This window comes from Campylobacter sp. RM9334 (genome assembly GCF_020138145.1).
Taxonomy (GTDB): Bacteria; Campylobacterota; Campylobacteria; order Campylobacterales; family Campylobacteraceae; genus Campylobacter_E.
Genome location: NZ_JACGAX010000021.1, coordinates 17,384 through 34,941 on the forward strand (window position 1 = coordinate 17,384; position 17,558 = coordinate 34,941).

Sequence of the window (17,558 nt, forward strand, 5' to 3'; positions counted from 1 at the left end):
TTATTTAGCTAAAGGAATACTAGGTGGTATAATTCCAGGCATAAAATATGCAATTAAGCTTACCCAAATTCCTATAATTATTATCATAGCTATTGAGTATTTAACTGTGTATTTAAACAACTCACTCTCACGTCCTACAAGGCCAACAGCAGCACAAGCAACTGCAATACTTTGTGGAGATATCATTTTACCAACAACACCACCTGCACTATTTGCTGCTAGGAATAATGTGTCAGAAAAGCCTAATTGATGAGCTGTAACTTGTTGTAAAGAACCAAATAAAAGGTTTGCACTTGTATCAGAACCTGTTAAGAATACTCCAATCCAACCAATTACAGGAGAGAAGAATGTAAATGCTCCACCAGTTTGTGATAATGCAATTCCTAATGTTCCACTAGCTCCACTATAATCAGTAATTTTTGCAAAACCAACAACTAAACCAATAGTTAAAATAGGAAACGCCATTTCTCTTAAAGTATCATTAAAGCATACTTTAGCATCACTAGCTTTTACTTTTAAAATATATATACTTGCAATTGCAGCAAATAAAATAGCTGTTCCTGGAGTGTTGATTAACGGAATTCCTAGTCCTAAAGGTTGAGTTCCTGCTTTTCCGCCTTCTACAAGTGATGGTTTAATAACTGCTAAATCACCTAAACTAGCAAATGATAATTTAAGATTTGTAAATGCTAAAGCTGCATCAGTTCCAAATAATGATTTAAACCAACCTTGAGTCCATATAACAACAAATACAATTAACAATAAGAAAGGTGACCAAGCATAAACAATTTCTTTGATGCTTAAAATTTTTACATCGCTAAAATCTTTTTTATCATCAAATCTTACAATATTTTTAAGTTTAAATGTTTTTGCAGCAACAGCAGTAGCTACTAAAGAAACAATAGCTGAAATAATATCAGGTAATTCAGCACCTAAGAAGTTTGCTGATAAAAATTGTGCTATAGCAAAAGAAATAGCTGCAACAAATACAATAGGAAAAGTTTCTTTAATACCTTTCATACCATCCATTAAAAATACTATAAAAAATGGAATACAAAAACTAAACGGAGGTAAAATTCTACCAACCATAGCAGCAACTTCATGTTGTTGTATTCCAACAGCTTGAGCCATTGCAATAATTGGAATACCAATAGCACCAAATGCAACAGGAGCTGTGTTTGCTATCATACAATATCCAGCTGCTTGTAATGGTCTAAGACCTAAACCAACAAGTAAAGCAGCAGTAATTGCAACAGGGCCACCAAATCCAATAGCGCCTTCTAAAAATGCTCCAAAACAAAATCCAATGATGATTACTTGAATACGATGATCAGGCGTAATTGTCATAATACTTTGTTTAATTACTTCAAATTGACCTGATTTAATTGAAAGCTTATAAAGAAAAATAGCTGCTATTATAATCCAAGCAATAGGCCAAATACCAGTAGTAAAGCCTACTATAATACTAGCAAATGCAGCATTTAACGGCATTTTATAAGCAAAAACTGCAACAAGAATGGCTGTAACAACGGTTAAAAAACCTGCCACATAACCTTTTGTCTTAAAAACCACTAGGCAAAGAAAAAAGCAAAGTATAGGTAAAAACGCTACAAATGCACTTAACCAAATGTTGCCAAGTGGGTTAAAATTAGGTGTAAATTCCATAATTTTCCTTTCGTGATAAGATTTTAATATTTTAATTTTAAATGCTGAATTTAGCATATAATAACAACAAGATTAAGAATAATCGTAATATTTTTAACAATATGTTACTTTTTGTAACAAATTTACAAATAAGTTTTTTAAGATATAATAGCTCATTTTATTAATTTAGAAAGGTTATTTTATGAGAGGTTATACCATTTTTTCGGGTTCTGCAAATATTCAATTTGCCAATAAAGTCGCTCAAAGATTAGATTGTAAATTAAGCGATGCTGGAGTTAAGCGTTTTAGTGATGGAGAAATTAGCGTTCAAATTGGAGAAAGTGTGCGTGGTAAAGATGTATTTATTATCCAAAGCACTTGCGCACCAGCGAATGATAATTTAATGGAATTATTAATATTAACTGACGCATTAAAAAGAAGTTCAGCTAATTCAATCACTGCTGTAATTCCTTATTTTGGATATGCTAGACAAGATAGAAAAGCAGCTCCTAGAGTTCCAATTAGTGCAAAATTAGTAGCTGATTTAATGCAAACTGCAGGAATTAGCCGTGTAGCTACTATTGATTTACATGCAGGTCAAATTCAAGGATTTTTTAATATCCCTGTTGATAATTTATACGGGAGTATTATTTTTAACGAACATTTAAAACAAAGAGATTTAAGTAAAGCAGTAGTTGCAAGTCCTGATACAGGTGGAATTGTTCGTGCAAGAGCTGTTGCGAAAGCACTAGATTTAGAACTTGTTATTGTTGATAAACGCCGTGAAAAAGCTAATGAAAGCGAAGTTATGAATGTAATTGGCGATGTAAATGGTAAAGATGTAATTATAGTTGATGATATGATTGATACTGCAGGAACTATTGTTAAAGCTGCTGAAGTGTTTAAAAAATTAGGAGCTAAAAGTGTAATTGCTTGCTGTACTCATCCTGTTTTAAGTGGAGCTGCTTATGATAGAATAGAAAATGGTGCTTTAGATGAATTAATAGTAACTGATACTATACCACTAGCAAAAGAATGTAAAAAAATAACAGTTTTAAGTGTTGCACCTTTATTTGGAGAAGTTATTCGCCGTGTTTATCATAATGAAAGTGTTAATGGTTTATTTTCATAATTAAATTTTTCATAATTCCTAATTTAATTAATTAGGAATTATTTTTTAAACTTATAGCTAAATAATCCAAATCATCTTCGCTCAATTTATTTGTATTAATAATAAAATTAATATATTTAGTTTGAATATAAATTCCTTGATAATCTATATATTTTATTTTCTTATACTTGACTTTAAATAAGAAAAATCCATATTCAAATTCTAAAAAATCATCATAAAAATTAATTTTGATTAAATTAAATTTTAGCTCAAAAACTAGCGTAATTATAGGATTTAAAATAATTAAAAAACACATTATAATAATTTCATCACTATATTTAAACGCTGCAATTATAAAAATAAACCAAATTAATAAAATTAAAAAATATTTATTAAAAGTCTTCAGCCTTATACTATGTTTAAGTAATGGTAATTCATAATCATCAGGGTATTTACCTTTAATATTTAGCATATAAAATATACTCGCAAAAAACATAAAAAATGGGAAAATATATTTCAAATCTTCATAATTATCTCTTACTTTATATCTCTCATAAATAAAGCCATTTGATTCTAATTGCCTTATTTCTGGATAAAATACGCTAGGAACATAGTAAATAGCTACTTTTTGCCCTATGAGATTTTTTGCATAACTTTTATCTTCTCTTGCTATGAAAGTTTTGTGATTTTTATTATTATCAATCATTTTATAATGCCATATTATGTAATCAGTTCTACTCCTAAATATTTTCTTATAAACTATCTTTTCTATATCATACAATACACCTTCAGCCTTTTTAAGTTCATTAAGATTTTTTGTATGATCGCTTATGTATTCTAAGCTATATAAAACTATCACAATAAAAGTTACAAAAACAAAAAACGCTGAAACTAATTGAAATAAAAACAATAAAAAATTACCTTTTTTATCATAACAAAGTCTAAAAATAAATATTAAATATAAGTGTTTAAAAAATGCCAACATTACTAATTAGGAAGCTTGGCTTCCTTAAAATTATAAATATTTTTTAATATTTTCAACCCAAGCATTAATTCTTGCTTCGTTTTTATCCCCATCAGCTTTATCAAGGCAAAGTCCTCTTAAAGCTTTTCCAAATTGTAATCTTGAGAATGTGTAGTTATAATCACTTGAGCAAACTTCGCCTATAAATCTTGCTCCACTAAAAGCTAATTTATCATAAAAATCAGCTACACCAGAGCAAAAACTATCAGGATGTCTTTCTTGTCCGCCAACACCTACGATAGCTACATTTTTATCGCTAAAATCAATAGTATTTAATAATTTTACTTTACTTCCCCAATCATCAGCCAAAGCACCAAAAAAATAGCTTGAACTCATTAAGATTAAAGTTTTATATTCTGATAATGCGTTTATTTCAACATCTTTAATATTTATAACATCAGCACCAATTTTTGCTGCTATTTGCTCTGCAAAAGCTTTAGTAGTACCACCTTTTGTAGCATAAAAAATACCAACTTTTTTCATAATTTCTCCTTAAAATTAAAATGTAGTTTCATTGTAGCCTAAATAAGATAATTTTTGTTTTAAATATTTTAAAATTATTTTAAGCTACTTTTAAGATTGGGGGGGGGTATTATATGGCTTTAATTTTTTATTAAGGAGTGTAAATGGATACGAATAGTATTTTAATGAGTATTCAAGACAAGTTGCCAAAAGATGGAATGGCTGTAATTAATTTAAGAGAAAAGTTAGAAAGAATGAGCGATGCTGAAAGAAAAAACTTTTCAGACAAACTACTTGCTGCAAAGCTTAAAAATCCTACTACTGGAATTATATGTGCTATGTTTTATGTAGATAGATTTTATCTTGGCTCTATTGGCTTAGGCATACTTATTTTTATACTCAAATTCATTACTTGTATGTTTGCAATAGGAATTATATGGTGGATTATTGATATTATAAACATTGGCAAAAAAGTTAGACAATACAATTATCAACAAATTTTACAAATTATATAAGGATATATCGTGAAAAAAATATATTTTTCTTTAATTGTAGTTAGTGCATTTTGTATAGGTTGTGGTTCTATACCTAGTTGTGATGATAAAGAAGTAACTGATGTTGTTACTCAAATTGTTAAAAAACAAGTTCCTAATATTTCTTCATTAGATATTTCATATTCTGGATTTATGACTGAAAAAATAGATAAAGAAAAAAAATTAATTAGATGTAAAGCTGAGATGAAAATGACAAATAAAGACACAAAACAAAGTGCTGAAAATTGGTTTGATTATAGTGCAAGATATACTGATGATGGTATGGTATATGTGGAAGTTTATTAATAATTTTGTGTTTAGAATTTGAAATAGGAATTTCCTATTTCAAATTCTTAAATCAATAAAAGCCTAATATCTTCCACCATACTAAGCCAACACAAATCATAACTGCTATATCAATAACACTTACAATAAAACCTATTATCCACCATTTATTAAGACTAACATAACCACTACCAAATACAACAGGAGCAGTCCCTGTAGCATAATGCGTAAGTGCCATCATAATATTTCCTGCAGCTGCTAACATAAAAGCATATAGCATAGGTGGTGCTCCTAAATCAAGCCCTGTTTTATAAAATACTAAAAACATTGCTGAAATATGAGCTGTTGTGCTTGCGAAAAAATAGTGCGAATACAAAAACGCTAAAGTAAAAAATATCATTACAAAAGTTACACTAAGCCCTAAAAATGAAGCTGCCATTTTTAACTCTTGTCCTAAAAATGCAGCTAAACCTAATTTATCAAGCATAGTAGCAAGCATAATTAAAGCAGCAAACCATACTAATGTATCCCAAGCTGTCTTTTCTGCTAATAATTCATCGTATTTTAAAACACCAGTTAAAAGCGCAATTGCAAGTCCTAAAGCAGCCACGCTAGCAGGATCAAATGTCAAAGCCTTTGCATATTCGCTAAAACCAAACCAATTAGCAAAATTACTAGGCATTCCAGCCCATAAGAATAAGCACAATCCAAAAATACTAAGCATAATTTTTTCATCTAAGCTAAATTTACCCATAGCAGCTAATTCTTTTTTAGCTAATTCTCTTGCATCAGGTGTTTCTTTAAGTTCAGGTGGGCTTAAAAAATAAATCACTAATGGCATAAGCAATATCGCGCACATTCCAGGAACAAACATTCCTAAAGCCCATTGCCCCCAAGTAATACTAATATTTGCATTGGTTGCATCTGAAATTAGCTTTACTACCAATGGATTTGGTGCAGTTGCGGTAATAAACATAGCAGATGTAATTGGATTTGATTGATAATTTACAAGGCTAAGATATGTTCCTGCTTTATTTGCACTGCCGTTATTTGGCTCTGAACCTAGAGCTTTAGCAATTGATTGAACTATTGGATTAATTATACCACCGCCCCTTGCAGTATTTGATGGAGTAATCGGAGCTAAAAACACTTCGCTTAAAGCAATTGAATATCCTATACCTAAAGTTTTTTTACCAAATATGCTTAAAAAATAAAATGCCAATCTTCTTCCAAGACCAGTTTTGATAATACCACGAGCGAGCATAATAGATATTACAATAAGCCATATTAAGCTATTAGAAAATGCACTTAAAGCATCTTTAATAGCAGCCTTACTTCTAGCAGCTCCACTAATATCAGCACTAACACTAATTGTAGAAATTGCTATAAAAGCAATAGATATTAAGCTAACTGCACCAAGTGGCATTACTTTTAAAATAATACATAAAACAGTAGCTATAAAACAACCTAAATATATCCAAGAAAGTCTTGCATCAAATAAGCTTAATTCTAATAATTTTTGTTCTGAAAAATCAGAATGAGCCTTTAATAAAGCAGCTTGTTTAATAGAAATTAGACTTTCAGGAACCGGAATAAATACAAATGAAATAGCTATTAATATACATAAAATAGCTAAAGGAATTTTATCCTTAGTCATAACATCTCCTTTTAAAAAAGTAAGTAATTATAATAAGAATTTATTAAAAAGAAAAATAAAGTATATTTTTTAATAATTTAAAGATTAATATTAAATTTTTATTAAATAATTAATATTTAAGCCCTATAAAGGGCTTAAAATTATTCTCCTAAAGCTTTTTTAGCGTATTTTATACCTAAATCATAAGCCTTAGCATTTGCATCACGAGTTTTTGGTGGCACATGACTTAACATAACTTCTTTTACATCATCAGTATCCATACATTTGCTCATATATACCGCAATTGCAAGCGCAACAACTGATTGAGTAGCCACATTGCCAACTTCATCTTTAGCTATTGTAATGATTGGAATTTCAAATATTTTAAATTTCTTTCTATCTTCTTCACTTGGTTTTACTAGATTTGGCTCAACTACTATTATTCCACCTTCACAAACACCATCTTTAAAACCAGAATAGCCTTTTTGAGCAGTTGAAAGCATAAAAGTAATTTCGCCTTCAACTGCATAAGGAAATAATATTTCTTCATCATCTAAAATAATATCGACCTTAGTTGGACCACCACGAACTTGAGAAGTATATGTACTAGCTTTTATAGCATAAGCACCTTTTTTACTACTTCCACCCTTTTCCATCCAAGCAGCTGCTAAAATCTCACCAGCAGTAATTACACCTTGACCGCCTTCTCCACCAAATCTTAATTGGAATTTCATTTAGCACCCCCTAAAGCATTTAAATTAACCATTCTACCTTCTTTAGCAGCACGGCGAACTTCTTCATAAGCTTTGCAATATTCAGGTTTAGTTTTATTTTCATATAAAATTCCAACTGGGAATTTATCAACTTTTTCTTCATCGCTTAATTTATCAAATTTAGATTTTTCAACAGAACGATTACTTATCCAATCAAGCATTTGAACAGCTTCGCCCATTTTATTTTTACGACCTAAATTAATATGGCAGTTACTAAAGCAATCAATAAAACTATATCCTTCATGAGCCATTGCTTTATAAATCATATTTTCAAGTTTAGCAGCGTCGATTACATTACCACGAGCTATAAAACTAGCTCCAGCTGCTTTTACTAATTCGCAAGCATCAAATGTAGGGTCAATATTACCAAATTGAGCTGTAACCGTGTAAAATCCTTGTGGGGTCATTGGGCTTGTTTGAGAATTTGTAAGTCCATATATAAAGTTATTAATCATAATATGAGTTAAATCAATATTTCTTCTTGCAGCATGGATTAAATGATTACCACCAATTGCAGTTGTATCGCCATCACCTGTTACAACTATTACATGTTTAGTTGGATTAGCTAATTTAATACCAGTTGCATAAGCTAATGCACGACCATGAGTTGTATGAACGGTATTACAATTTACATATGAGCTCATACGACCACTACAGCCAATACCACTAACTACGCAAACATCATCCATATTCCAACCCATTTTTGCAATTGCTTTAATAATACATTTTAAAACAACACCATCACCACATCCCCAGCACCACTGAGTAGGCATTTTATCTACTCTTAAATAATCATCATAATTAAAAGCCATTAGAAACTCTCCTTTACTTTTGCTTCAATTTCACTTGGAGTTATTGGACGACCATTAGCTCTATGTAAGCTAGCAAAATCATCTCTCTTACTTGCTCTTTGAATTTCTTCTAAATATTGTCCCATATTTAATTCTGTTACTAAAATTTTCTTAAATCTTGAGCAAACTTCAGCTATTTTTTTCTCATGAACTGGATATAAAGTAATTGGTCTAAATAAACCTACTTTCAATCCTTGCGCTCTAAGTCTTGCAATTGCTTCTTTTGCAGCACGAGCAACGCTTCCGTAAGCAATAATGCAAATATCAGCATCATCTAACATATATTCTTCATAAAGTGCTAATTCATCTACTTTATTTTTAATCTTACCAACTAATCTTCTCATATTATAATCAACTATTTTGCCATCTTCAGTTGGAAAACCTATATCTCCGTGATGAAGACCAGCTATATGATAACGATAGCCTTTAAAGAATGGATTTAATGTAGCAGGTTCATCCATATCAGCTTTGTAAGGTTTATAGTCTTTTGGATCTCCTGTAAATTCACGGCGTGGTTCTATTTTTAAATCTTTTACATCAGGTAAAATTGCTTTACCATTCATATGTCCAACCGTTTCGTCCATTAATAAAAATACTGGAGTTGAATATTTATTAGCATAATTAAATGCTGTTATTGTTAGATTATAGCTTTCTTCAAGACTAGCAGGTGCAATAGCAATACTTGCTATATCTCCATGGCTTGGAGCTTTCGCTTGAAATAAATCGCCTTGAGCAACACGAGTTGGAAGACCAGTTGATGGACCACCACGCATAACATTTACTATTACGATTGGAATTTCAGCTATGTATGCAAGCCCTATTTGTTCTGCTTTTAAGCTAATTCCAGGACCACTACTTGCAGTCATTGCTTTTGCACCACTCATAGCCGCACCTAGTGCAACGCTAATTCCACTTATTTCATCTTCCATTTGAATAAATGTTCCACCAGCTTTTGGTAGCATATGGCTTAATTCATGAGCTATCTCACTACTAGGAGTTATTGGATAACCACCAAAAAAAGAACAACCACAATCAATTGCAGCTTGAGCTATTAAATTATTTCCTGTTGATATTACTTCTCTCATCTTTACGCCTTTAACTTTTTAAAATTGTTAGCTTTAATTGCAGCCGCTCTATCTTTACCTTCTTGAGTAGGTTTTGCAAATTTAAAGCCTTTAGCATCTGCAACATTAATCGCAAAATCAGGACAATGAGTTTCACAATCTCTACAACCTATGCATGATTCTGGATTAACTACTTCAATCATTTGACCTAAAACAGCACTTGGTTCATCTCTCATAGCAATAACGCCCATAGGACAATAGCTTACGCATATATTACAGGCTTTACATCTTTTTTCATCCACCCATACAGGTGCATTAGTATTATTTTCCATTTTTAACCTTTCTAAGCCTAGATTATCTAGGCTTTAATTATTTTAAAATTTCTTTGATTTTTTTACCGATATCTGCAGGAGAATCAACTACATGAACACCATAGCTTTTTAAAGCTTCTTTTTTAGCAGCAGCACTTTCATCAGCACTTCCTACAATAGCACCTGCGTGACCCATTCTTTTACCTTTTGGAGCAGTTGCACCTGCTATAAATGCTACAACAGGTTTTGTGATATTTTCTTTTATAAATTTAGCAGCTTCAACTTCTAAGCTTCCACCAATTTCACCTATCATAACTATAGCTTTAGTTTCGCTATCTTTTTCAAATTCAGCTAATAATTCTTTATAAGCAAGACCTATGATTGGGTCTCCTCCAATTCCAACTGCAGTTGTAATTCCATAACCACCTAAAACAACTTGATTTGCTGCTTCATAAGTTAAAGTTCCACTTTTAGAAATTACACCGATATTTCCTTTTTTAAATATAAAGCCTGGCATAATTCCTAATTTACATTCATCTGCAGTGATAATTCCTGGGCAGTTTGGTCCAATGATTTTCATACCTTTTTTATTTGCATAAGCTTTTGCGAACATCATATCTTTTACAGGAGTATGTTCTGTGATTACTACTGCAAGTTTAATTCCTGCATCAGCAGCTTCAATGATACTATCTCCAACAGCAAAAGGAGGAACGAAAATTAAACTTGTATCAGCACCAGTTTTACTAACTGCTTCTTTAACCGTATCAAATACAGGCTTTCCTAAATGAGTTTCTCCACCTTTAAATGGAGTTACACCACCAACTATATTTGTGCCATAAGCAATACATTGTTCTGCGTGAAATGTAGCTTCTTTACCTGTAAAGCCTTGAACTATTACTTTTGTATTTTTATTTACTAATATACTCATTTTTTCTCCTTACTTTACTAAGCTTTTTACAATTTCAGCACCATTTGCAAAATCTGTTGCTGCGTGAATATTTTTAAGACCTGAATTATCTAGAATTTCTTTTGCTTCTTTAGCGTTTGTTCCATCTAAACGAACTACTACAGGAATATCAATTTTAGTTGTTTTTGTAGCTTCTAAAACACCATTTGCAATTCTATCACATCTTACGATACCACCAAAAATATTAATGAAAATTACTTTTACATTCTTATCTCTCATAATAATCTCAAATGCTTTTGCAACGGTTTCAGCACTTGCTCCACCACCAACATCTAAGAAGTTTGCTGGTTTGCAGCCACTATAATTAATAATATCCATTGTAGCCATTGCTAGACCTGCACCATTTACCATACAAGCCACATCGCCATCAAGTTTTACATAACTTAAACCATATTTACTAGCTTCTAGCTCTGCTGGATTTTCTTCTGTTTCATCTTTTAATTCTGCAATATCTGGATTTCTATAAAGACCACTATCATCAAAACTCATCTTAGCATCAAGTGCGAAAAACTCGCCTTCTGCAGTTTTGATTAATGGATTAATTTCTACTAAATTTGCATCTTTTGCTAAATATAATTTATATAATTTATCTATAAATGTTATTAATTTTTTACCTTCATCTTTATTTAGACCTAAAACTTTTACTACTTCAAGTCCGTGAAACATTTTAAAGCCAATTGCAGGGTCAATTGTAACTTTTGCTATTTTTTCAGGTTGCTCTGCTGCAACTTTTTCTATATCCATACCACCTTCACTTGAAGCAATGATTGTGATTTTTTCTTCCATTCTATTAAATAATAGTGCTAAATAATATTCTTTAGCAATATTTGCACCACTTTCAATATAAAGTTTTCTAACAAGTTTTCCTTCTGGTCCTGTTTGATGAGTTACAAGGTTCATACCTAATATTTTTTCAGCATACATTTTAACTTCATCTAAATTCTTAGCGATTTTTACACCGCCACCTAAACCACGACCACCAGCGTGGATTTGAGCTTTTACAGCCCAAACACTTCCGCCTAATTCTTTTGCGTTTGCAACAGCTTCTTCAACACTAAATGCAACCTTACCTTTTAAAGTAGGCACACCAAATTTAGCAAAAATTTCTTTTGCTTGATATTCGTGTATATTCATATTTTCTCCTTAAATTGATTTTAAAATTTCATTAAATGTAACACTTGGTCTCATTATCTTTTCAGCTACTTCGCCTAAAACATAATATCCACCTAATTCAACTGCTTTACCTTCTTCATTCATATATTCTTCAATGATTTTAGAAGAATTTGAATTAAGTTTATCAGCAATAACTTTAAAAAACTTATTCATACTTTCATCATTATTTTGCTTAGCAAGTGCATTCGCTAAATATATTGCAAAATACACATGACTTGTTCTATTATCGTTTTCTTTCGCATTTCTACTTGGAGCTTTATTTTCATTTAAATAATGAGATATTGCTTCATCAAAAGCTTCTGCCATAACTTTTGCTTTAGCATTGCCTTTATTTCCCTCAAATTCAAGCGAGCTTTGAAGAGCTAAAAACTCGCCTAAACTATCCCATCTTAAGTGATTTTCTAATACAACTTGCTCAACTTGTTTTGGAGCAGAACCACCCGCACCTGTTTCAAACATAGCTCCGCCATTTAGCATTGGAACTATTGAAAGCATTTTCGCACTTGTTCCTAATTCAAGTATTGGGAAAAGGTCTGTTAAATAATCTCTTAAAACATTACCTGTAATTGATATACAATTTTTACCACTTCTAATAATTTCTAAACTTTTTTTGCAAGCTTCATAAGGGCTTAAGATTAAGAAAGTTTCTCCTAATTCTTTTTTAACTAAATCAATGATTATTCTATCACTTGCTCTTTTGCTATCAAGCCAGAAAATTCCTTGCTCGCCACTTAATTCACATCTTTGTTTTGCAAGTTTTATCCAATTTGCTATTGCATCAGGTTTTGCTAAATTAATTCTATAAATATCACCCTTTTTAACATCGTGTGATAATAAAACTTCGCCATTTAACTCTATTTGATAAGTAGCGTCGCAATCAGCTATGAAAGTTTTATCGTGTGAGCCATATTCTTGAGCTTTTTTAGCCATTAAACCAACATTGCTAACCGAACCAACCACACTTGGATTAATACTTCCATTAGCTCTCATATCATCTAAAACTGCTTGATAAATTGTTGCGTATGTTTGATCAGGAATAACAGCATTTGTATCCATTTCTGCACCATTTTTATCCCACAATTTAGCACCATTTTTAAGCATTGCAGGCATTGAAGCATCTACAATTACATCACTTGGAACATGAAGATTAGTAATACCTTTATCAGAATTAACCATTGAAATTGGTGCTCTTGTATTTAATATTTCTTCGTATCTTTTTAGGATTAAATCTTTTTTGCTTGAATTTTCAACCTTACTTAAAAGCTCACTTAAACCATTGTTTGGATTAATGCCTAGATTTGCAAACTCATCGCCAAATTCAGCAAATAAATCTTTAAAATAAACTTTTAAAGCGTGAGCAAATAATACAGGGTCACTTACTTTCATCATAGTTGCTTTTAAATGAAGCGAGAATAAAATATTTTCTTGTTTGCAGTGATTGATTTGTTTTTCATAAAACTCATCTAGTTTTGCAACATTCATAAAAGTCGCATCCATTACTTCATCTTTTACAACATCAAAAGATTTTAGCTCAGTTTTAGCCCCATTTACAACTTTATATAATTTAGCAGTGCCGTTTTCTTTGATTAAAGTTGCCTTTTCATTAGAGAAAAAGTCATCACTACTCATACAAGTTACACAACTTTTACTATCTTTACTAAAGGTTTTTGTTCTATATGGATTTGCTTTTGCGTATTCTTTTACAGCTTTTGTGCTTCTTCTATCTGAGTTTCCTTGTCTTAAAACAGGATTTACAGCAGAACCTAAAACTTTTGCATATTTTTCTTTGATTGCTTTTTCGTTATCATTTTGTGGTTCATCTGGATAATTTGGAACATTATATCCTTTTGATTGCAATTCTTTTATGCAAGCCTTAAGTTGCGGAATAGAAGCAGAAATATTTGGAGTTTTAATTACATTTGCTCCATCAAGTTTTACTAATTCACCAAGTTTTGCAAGTGCATCTTCACACTTTTGCTCATCTTTTAAACACTCTGGAAAACTAGAAACTATTCTTGCAGCCAATGAAATATCAGCTGTGGTAATTTCAATATTTGCATGCTTTAAAAAAGCTTTTGCAATTGGTAAAAAACTTAAAGTTGCCAACGCTGGCGATTCATCTGTGAAAGTATATACAATACTCATCGTAACTCCTTTAATTAAATTTTAGATGAATGTATAACTGCTAAGTTAAAAAAGAGTAAATCAAAAAAAATTAAATTACTCTTATCTTTGCCTTTCTATTTCTTTTTCATGAGCCGCTAAAGTTGTATTAAACCTATGTGTACCAGTCCTTTTATCTCTCATAAAATATAAATAATTTGTCTTAGCTGGAGAAATTGCTGCCAAAATTGCTTGTGTAGAAACGTTACAAATTGAAACACTTGGTAAACCAGAATTTTTATAAGAATTAAATTCTGAATTATCTTCTCTAATCATTTGTGGAGTTACTTTTATGTGAGAATTCATACCATAATTTAGCATTCCATCCATTTGTAGTTTCATACCTTTATTTAATCTATTATAAATAACACTCGCTACAATAGGCATTTCGCTTTCATTAGCAGCTTCTTTTTGGATAATACTAGCTACTATAATAAATCTATAAAATTTATATTCAGTATAATCTCCAAACACTTTTTTACTAATTGTTTCGTTTCTTTTTTTTGTAAATTCTAATAAATATTTTATAAACAATCTTTCACTAATTCCTAATGGAATTGAATAAGTATCAGGAGTTAGCATACCTTCTTTTCTATTTGATTGAGAATATAATTCATCTAATAATTTATCAGGATTTAAATTAAGTTTTTTTGCTGCAATTTCTCTTAAAAAATATTCACTTGTTTCACCTGGAATTAAAGTAAGATTAACTAACGCTGCTTTATTTGTAGTTAGCTCTTTTAAAAATTCATATCTTGTTAAAATAGGTTTAGATACTGCTATCCAACCACTTTGCGGGTGTCCAAAAAATAATAACAAATATTGGTCTATTTTGCTAAATTGCAATTTAGTGTTATTTAAACTTGTTATAATTTTAGCATTAGAGCCTTGTGGTATAAATACAACAGAATTTGACTTAACAGGCTGCAATAAGTAAAACAAAATCGCTAGGACAAAAATGCTTAAAACATCAAAACACATAAATAAAATAATTAAAATTCTTTTTATATTCATATTCTTAATAATCGCCTTTGTATTTGTATTAGCCAATGGAATTTCAATTAAGGATTTTAAATTAATTAATATTGAAATCTCTGAGCTTTATTTGAAACTTGATAAAAAACTAATCTTAAATATAAATAAAGTTTATATAAAAAAAGCAAATAGCAACGAAGCACTAGATATAAATCAAATTAGAAAAAAAATATTAAGCCTTAAAGAATACAAACAAGTATTTTTATTTTTTCAAAGTATTAATATAAAAAATATTCAAATAAATGATGCTTTAGTCAAAATATATTATGATGAAAACCAATTGAATATCCAATCAGATGATATTGAAGCAAATATAAAAATAAATCTATACTCAAATGAGCTTTTAGCAAACATTACAAATCTAAAATATAAAAACTTATATTTTTATGGAGATATAAAAATAGCTAAAGATGTTGAAATTAAAGGATATTTACACTCTATAAACAATGATTTAAACGCAAAAATAAATATAATAAATAAAAAAAATGATTTTTTATTAGGCGTTGATAATTTAGAGATTAAAAATCAGCAAGAAGCATTTAAACATATTGAAAATTATTTAAAACCAATACTAAAAGAATGGCTAATAACTAGAGTAAAATTTGATAATTTTAAAGGTAGCTTTATTGTAAAAATAAAAAATAATCAACTAGAAAATACCTTAGGAGAAGGTGTTTTTACAAATGTAATTGCAAATTATAATGATAAAGCACCAAATGCTTATGCAAAAGAAGTTAAATTAAGCTTAAAAGATTATAGTTTAAAGCTATTAGCAAATAATGTAAATTCTCAAGACAATATCACAACTATTGATGAATTTAATTTAACAATAGATAATTTATTAAAGCCAAATATTGATATAAATATCATCTCAAATAATGCGCTTTACAATAGTGAAATAGAAAAAATACTAAATGCTTATAATGTTGTTTTAGGGTTAAAGCAAAATAGTGGTAAAACAAGCACCTTAGTTAATATAAAACTAAATAATGACCATACTCACAATGTAAAAGTAGATGTTAAAACCAATGGAAATTATTCTTTTAGTAATTTTAACTTTAACGCTAATTTAAATATAAGTGTAAATGATAATTTAGTAGCAATTCAAGGTAATGCAGATACAAAAGAATTAAAAATAAGCAATGCGGATATAAATTTAGATACTAAAACCAAATTAGCAAGTGTAAATATAAAGACTTTAGGAATTGATTATAAAGATTATTTTTATTACAGCGATAAAGCAAAAATGAATTTAAATCTAAATAATAAAACTTTAGATTTTCCGGCATTAAATACCACAATATATTTTGATAAAAATTTACTTATAAAAAGCGATATTTCAAGTATTGTTAGTTATTCAAAGCAACTTAAAAAATTAAATTTTAATGATGGAGATATTGAATTAAGTAGTAAAGATGGGGCATTTTTTGTAAATATATTTAATGCTAAATTTGATTTTAATTTATATAAAAATAATCCAAATAATTTAGATAATAATTATAAATATACTCAAGATGACTTTTATATAAGTATTCAAAACAACATAACCACAATAAATACCAAAAGCAATCTTATTAATTTAAATTCTCAAAACAATAAAACAACTATTAATCTAAATAATCTAATAATAGACGCAAATAAATTAAATAATGATGAAAATAATGATAGCAATAATAATATAGCTCTTAATTTATTAAATTCTAAGATTATTTATAAAGATTTTTTATTTAATTTCAAGAATTTAAAACTGAATAAAAATCCTTATGAAACTTCAATCAGTGCAAGTTTTATTAAAGGTGGAGATTTGATAGCCCAAATAGGAAAAAACAATTTTAAAGCCTACCTAAGAGAACTAAGCCATCAAGCACTAAATGAAATCGTAAATAAAGAAGTTTTTATAAGTGGAGAAATTGATTTAGATGCAAAAGGCAATACTTTAAGTGATTATGAAGGCTTAATTAATATAAGAAATGCCTATTTATCAAATACCAAAAACTACATAAATCTAATCGCATTTATAGAAAGCATACCGGCTTTAGTAACTTTTAATAAGCCGGGTTTTACAAAAAAAGGTTTAGGGATAAAATTTGGCTCAATTGAATTTAGAAATAAAAATGACATTATAAATATTGATAAGGTTAATATTTTAGGTTACAACATAGATTGTAGCGGTCAAGGCATTATTAATACAAAATCAAAAACAGCAGATATTACTCTTAATATTTTTACTCTAAAAAATACAAATAAAATCATAAGCAATATTCCTATCGTAAAAGAAATATTTATAGGCGGTAAGGATAATAAAATAGCTACTCAATTAAAAATTAGCGGTAGTTTAGACAATCTTGAATATAAAACTAGCCTAGCTAAAGATATATTAACAAGTCCTTTTATACTTATGAAAAATATCATCACTCTACCTAAAAATATAATAGATAGATAAAAATTAGAACTACTCAAGTTCTAATTAACCAAAACAATATCAAACAAAAGATAAAAAGAAATTAGATGATTTAAAAGATTTAG

Annotated in this window: 16 protein-coding genes; 4 read left to right on the forward strand and 12 right to left on the reverse strand. The window is 29.5% G+C overall.

Annotated features, from left to right (window positions below):
- Nucleotides 1-1,665: an L-lactate permease gene (locus tag AVBRAN9334_RS08195; RefSeq protein WP_336607527.1), complete on the reverse strand. Its 1,665-nt coding sequence runs from the start codon at nt 1,663-1,665 to the stop codon at nt 1-3.
- Between the two features lie 181 nt (nt 1,666-1,846).
- Here AVBRAN9334_RS08195 and AVBRAN9334_RS08200 point away from each other — a divergent pair, with 181 nt between their 5' ends.
- The gene (locus AVBRAN9334_RS08200) at nt 1,847-2,776 is read left to right on the forward strand and encodes a ribose-phosphate pyrophosphokinase (RefSeq protein ID WP_214118527.1); all 930 of its coding nucleotides are present in this window, start codon (nt 1,847-1,849) and stop codon (nt 2,774-2,776) included.
- Between the two features lie 31 nt (nt 2,777-2,807).
- Here the strand turns inward: AVBRAN9334_RS08200 and AVBRAN9334_RS08205 are convergent, their stop codons facing one another.
- Nucleotides 2,808-3,740 (reverse strand): hypothetical protein, encoded by a 933-nt coding sequence (locus AVBRAN9334_RS08205; RefSeq protein WP_336607528.1) that lies wholly within the window; start codon nt 3,738-3,740, stop codon nt 2,808-2,810.
- A 30-nt stretch (nt 3,741-3,770) separates the two neighbouring features.
- Nucleotides 3,771-4,262: a flavodoxin domain-containing protein gene (locus AVBRAN9334_RS08210; protein ID WP_214120445.1), complete on the reverse strand. Its 492-nt coding sequence runs from the start codon at nt 4,260-4,262 to the stop codon at nt 3,771-3,773.
- A 143-nt stretch (nt 4,263-4,405) separates the two neighbouring features.
- Here AVBRAN9334_RS08210 and AVBRAN9334_RS08215 point away from each other — a divergent pair, with 143 nt between their 5' ends.
- Entirely contained in the window at nt 4,406-4,756 is a 351-nt protein-coding gene (locus tag AVBRAN9334_RS08215; RefSeq protein ID WP_214118520.1) for a hypothetical protein, read from the forward strand.
- 9 nt (nt 4,757-4,765) lie between these two features.
- A complete protein-coding gene (locus AVBRAN9334_RS08220) occupies nt 4,766-5,080 on the forward strand; it encodes a hypothetical protein (RefSeq protein WP_214120444.1) in 315 nt (104 codons plus the stop codon).
- Nucleotides 5,081-5,132: 52 nt separating this feature from the next.
- Here the strand turns inward: AVBRAN9334_RS08220 and AVBRAN9334_RS08225 are convergent, their stop codons facing one another.
- The 9 genes from AVBRAN9334_RS08225 to mltG all read right to left on the reverse strand — a co-directional run bounded on the left by AVBRAN9334_RS08225 (nt 5,133) and on the right by mltG (nt 15,059).
- Nucleotides 5,133-6,716: a DASS family sodium-coupled anion symporter gene (locus AVBRAN9334_RS08225; RefSeq protein ID WP_336607529.1), complete on the reverse strand. Its 1,584-nt coding sequence runs from the start codon at nt 6,714-6,716 to the stop codon at nt 5,133-5,135.
- 140 nt (nt 6,717-6,856) lie between these two features.
- Nucleotides 6,857-7,429 (reverse strand): 2-oxoacid:acceptor oxidoreductase family protein, encoded by a 573-nt coding sequence (locus AVBRAN9334_RS08230; RefSeq protein WP_336607530.1) that lies wholly within the window; start codon nt 7,427-7,429, stop codon nt 6,857-6,859.
- Nucleotides 7,426-8,280, reverse strand: a complete 855-nt coding sequence (locus tag AVBRAN9334_RS08235; protein ID WP_214118511.1) for a 2-oxoglutarate ferredoxin oxidoreductase subunit beta — start codon at nt 8,278-8,280, stop codon at nt 7,426-7,428. Before AVBRAN9334_RS08235 ends, AVBRAN9334_RS08230 begins: the two co-directional genes overlap by 4 nt.
- Nucleotides 8,280-9,404 (reverse strand): 2-oxoglutarate synthase subunit alpha, encoded by a 1,125-nt coding sequence (locus tag AVBRAN9334_RS08240; RefSeq protein ID WP_214150341.1) that lies wholly within the window; start codon nt 9,402-9,404, stop codon nt 8,280-8,282. The genes AVBRAN9334_RS08235 and AVBRAN9334_RS08240 overlap by 1 nt, the downstream gene beginning before the upstream one ends.
- Nucleotides 9,405-9,406: 2 nt before the next feature.
- Nucleotides 9,407-9,715: a 4Fe-4S binding protein gene (locus AVBRAN9334_RS08245; protein WP_214150340.1), complete on the reverse strand. Its 309-nt coding sequence runs from the start codon at nt 9,713-9,715 to the stop codon at nt 9,407-9,409.
- Between the two features lie 37 nt (nt 9,716-9,752).
- The gene (gene sucD, locus AVBRAN9334_RS08250; protein WP_214118506.1) at nt 9,753-10,622 is read right to left on the reverse strand and encodes a succinate--CoA ligase subunit alpha; all 870 of its coding nucleotides are present in this window, start codon (nt 10,620-10,622) and stop codon (nt 9,753-9,755) included.
- Between the two features lie 9 nt (nt 10,623-10,631).
- On the reverse strand, nt 10,632-11,795 hold the full coding sequence (gene sucC, locus AVBRAN9334_RS08255; protein WP_214118504.1) for an ADP-forming succinate--CoA ligase subunit beta: 1,164 nt from the start codon (nt 11,793-11,795) through the stop codon (nt 10,632-10,634).
- A 9-nt stretch (nt 11,796-11,804) separates the two neighbouring features.
- Nucleotides 11,805-13,979: an NADP-dependent isocitrate dehydrogenase gene (locus tag AVBRAN9334_RS08260; RefSeq protein ID WP_336607531.1), complete on the reverse strand. Its 2,175-nt coding sequence runs from the start codon at nt 13,977-13,979 to the stop codon at nt 11,805-11,807.
- 81 nt (nt 13,980-14,060) lie between these two features.
- The gene (gene mltG, locus AVBRAN9334_RS08265; RefSeq protein WP_442862236.1) at nt 14,061-15,059 is read right to left on the reverse strand and encodes an endolytic transglycosylase MltG; all 999 of its coding nucleotides are present in this window, start codon (nt 15,057-15,059) and stop codon (nt 14,061-14,063) included.
- Between mltG and AVBRAN9334_RS08270 the strand changes: the two genes are divergently transcribed.
- On the forward strand, nt 14,956-17,475 hold the full coding sequence (locus tag AVBRAN9334_RS08270; RefSeq protein WP_336607532.1) for a YhdP family protein: 2,520 nt from the start codon (nt 14,956-14,958) through the stop codon (nt 17,473-17,475). The genes mltG and AVBRAN9334_RS08270 overlap by 104 nt on opposite strands.
- Nucleotides 17,476-17,558 lie beyond the last annotated feature (83 nt).

Excerpts from the sequence above, each read along its gene's own strand:
- AVBRAN9334_RS08195 (WP_336607527.1), bottom strand. The coding sequence starts at position 1,665 with ATGGAATTTACACCTAATTTTAACCCACTTGGCAACATTTGGTTAAGT.
- AVBRAN9334_RS08200 (WP_214118527.1), top strand. The coding sequence starts at position 1,847 with ATGAGAGGTTATACCATTTTTTCGGGTTCTGCAAATATTCAATTTGCC.
- AVBRAN9334_RS08205 (WP_336607528.1), bottom strand. The coding sequence starts at position 3,740 with ATGTTGGCATTTTTTAAACACTTATATTTAATATTTATTTTTAGACTT.
- AVBRAN9334_RS08210 (WP_214120445.1), bottom strand. The coding sequence starts at position 4,262 with ATGAAAAAAGTTGGTATTTTTTATGCTACAAAAGGTGGTACTACTAAA.
- AVBRAN9334_RS08215 (WP_214118520.1), top strand. The coding sequence starts at position 4,406 with ATGGATACGAATAGTATTTTAATGAGTATTCAAGACAAGTTGCCAAAA.
- AVBRAN9334_RS08225 (WP_336607529.1), bottom strand. The coding sequence starts at position 6,716 with ATGACTAAGGATAAAATTCCTTTAGCTATTTTATGTATATTAATAGCT.
- AVBRAN9334_RS08230 (WP_336607530.1), bottom strand. The coding sequence starts at position 7,429 with ATGAAATTCCAATTAAGATTTGGTGGAGAAGGCGGTCAAGGTGTAATT.
- AVBRAN9334_RS08235 (WP_214118511.1), bottom strand. The coding sequence starts at position 8,280 with ATGGCTTTTAATTATGATGATTATTTAAGAGTAGATAAAATGCCTACT.
- AVBRAN9334_RS08240 (WP_214150341.1), bottom strand. The coding sequence starts at position 9,404 with ATGAGAGAAGTAATATCAACAGGAAATAATTTAATAGCTCAAGCTGCA.
- AVBRAN9334_RS08245 (WP_214150340.1), bottom strand. The coding sequence starts at position 9,715 with ATGGAAAATAATACTAATGCACCTGTATGGGTGGATGAAAAAAGATGT.
- sucD (WP_214118506.1), bottom strand. The coding sequence starts at position 10,622 with ATGAGTATATTAGTAAATAAAAATACAAAAGTAATAGTTCAAGGCTTT.
- sucC (WP_214118504.1), bottom strand. The coding sequence starts at position 11,795 with ATGAATATACACGAATATCAAGCAAAAGAAATTTTTGCTAAATTTGGT.
- AVBRAN9334_RS08260 (WP_336607531.1), bottom strand. The coding sequence starts at position 13,979 with ATGAGTATTGTATATACTTTCACAGATGAATCGCCAGCGTTGGCAACT.
- AVBRAN9334_RS08270 (WP_336607532.1), top strand. The coding sequence starts at position 14,956 with ATGCTTAAAACATCAAAACACATAAATAAAATAATTAAAATTCTTTTT.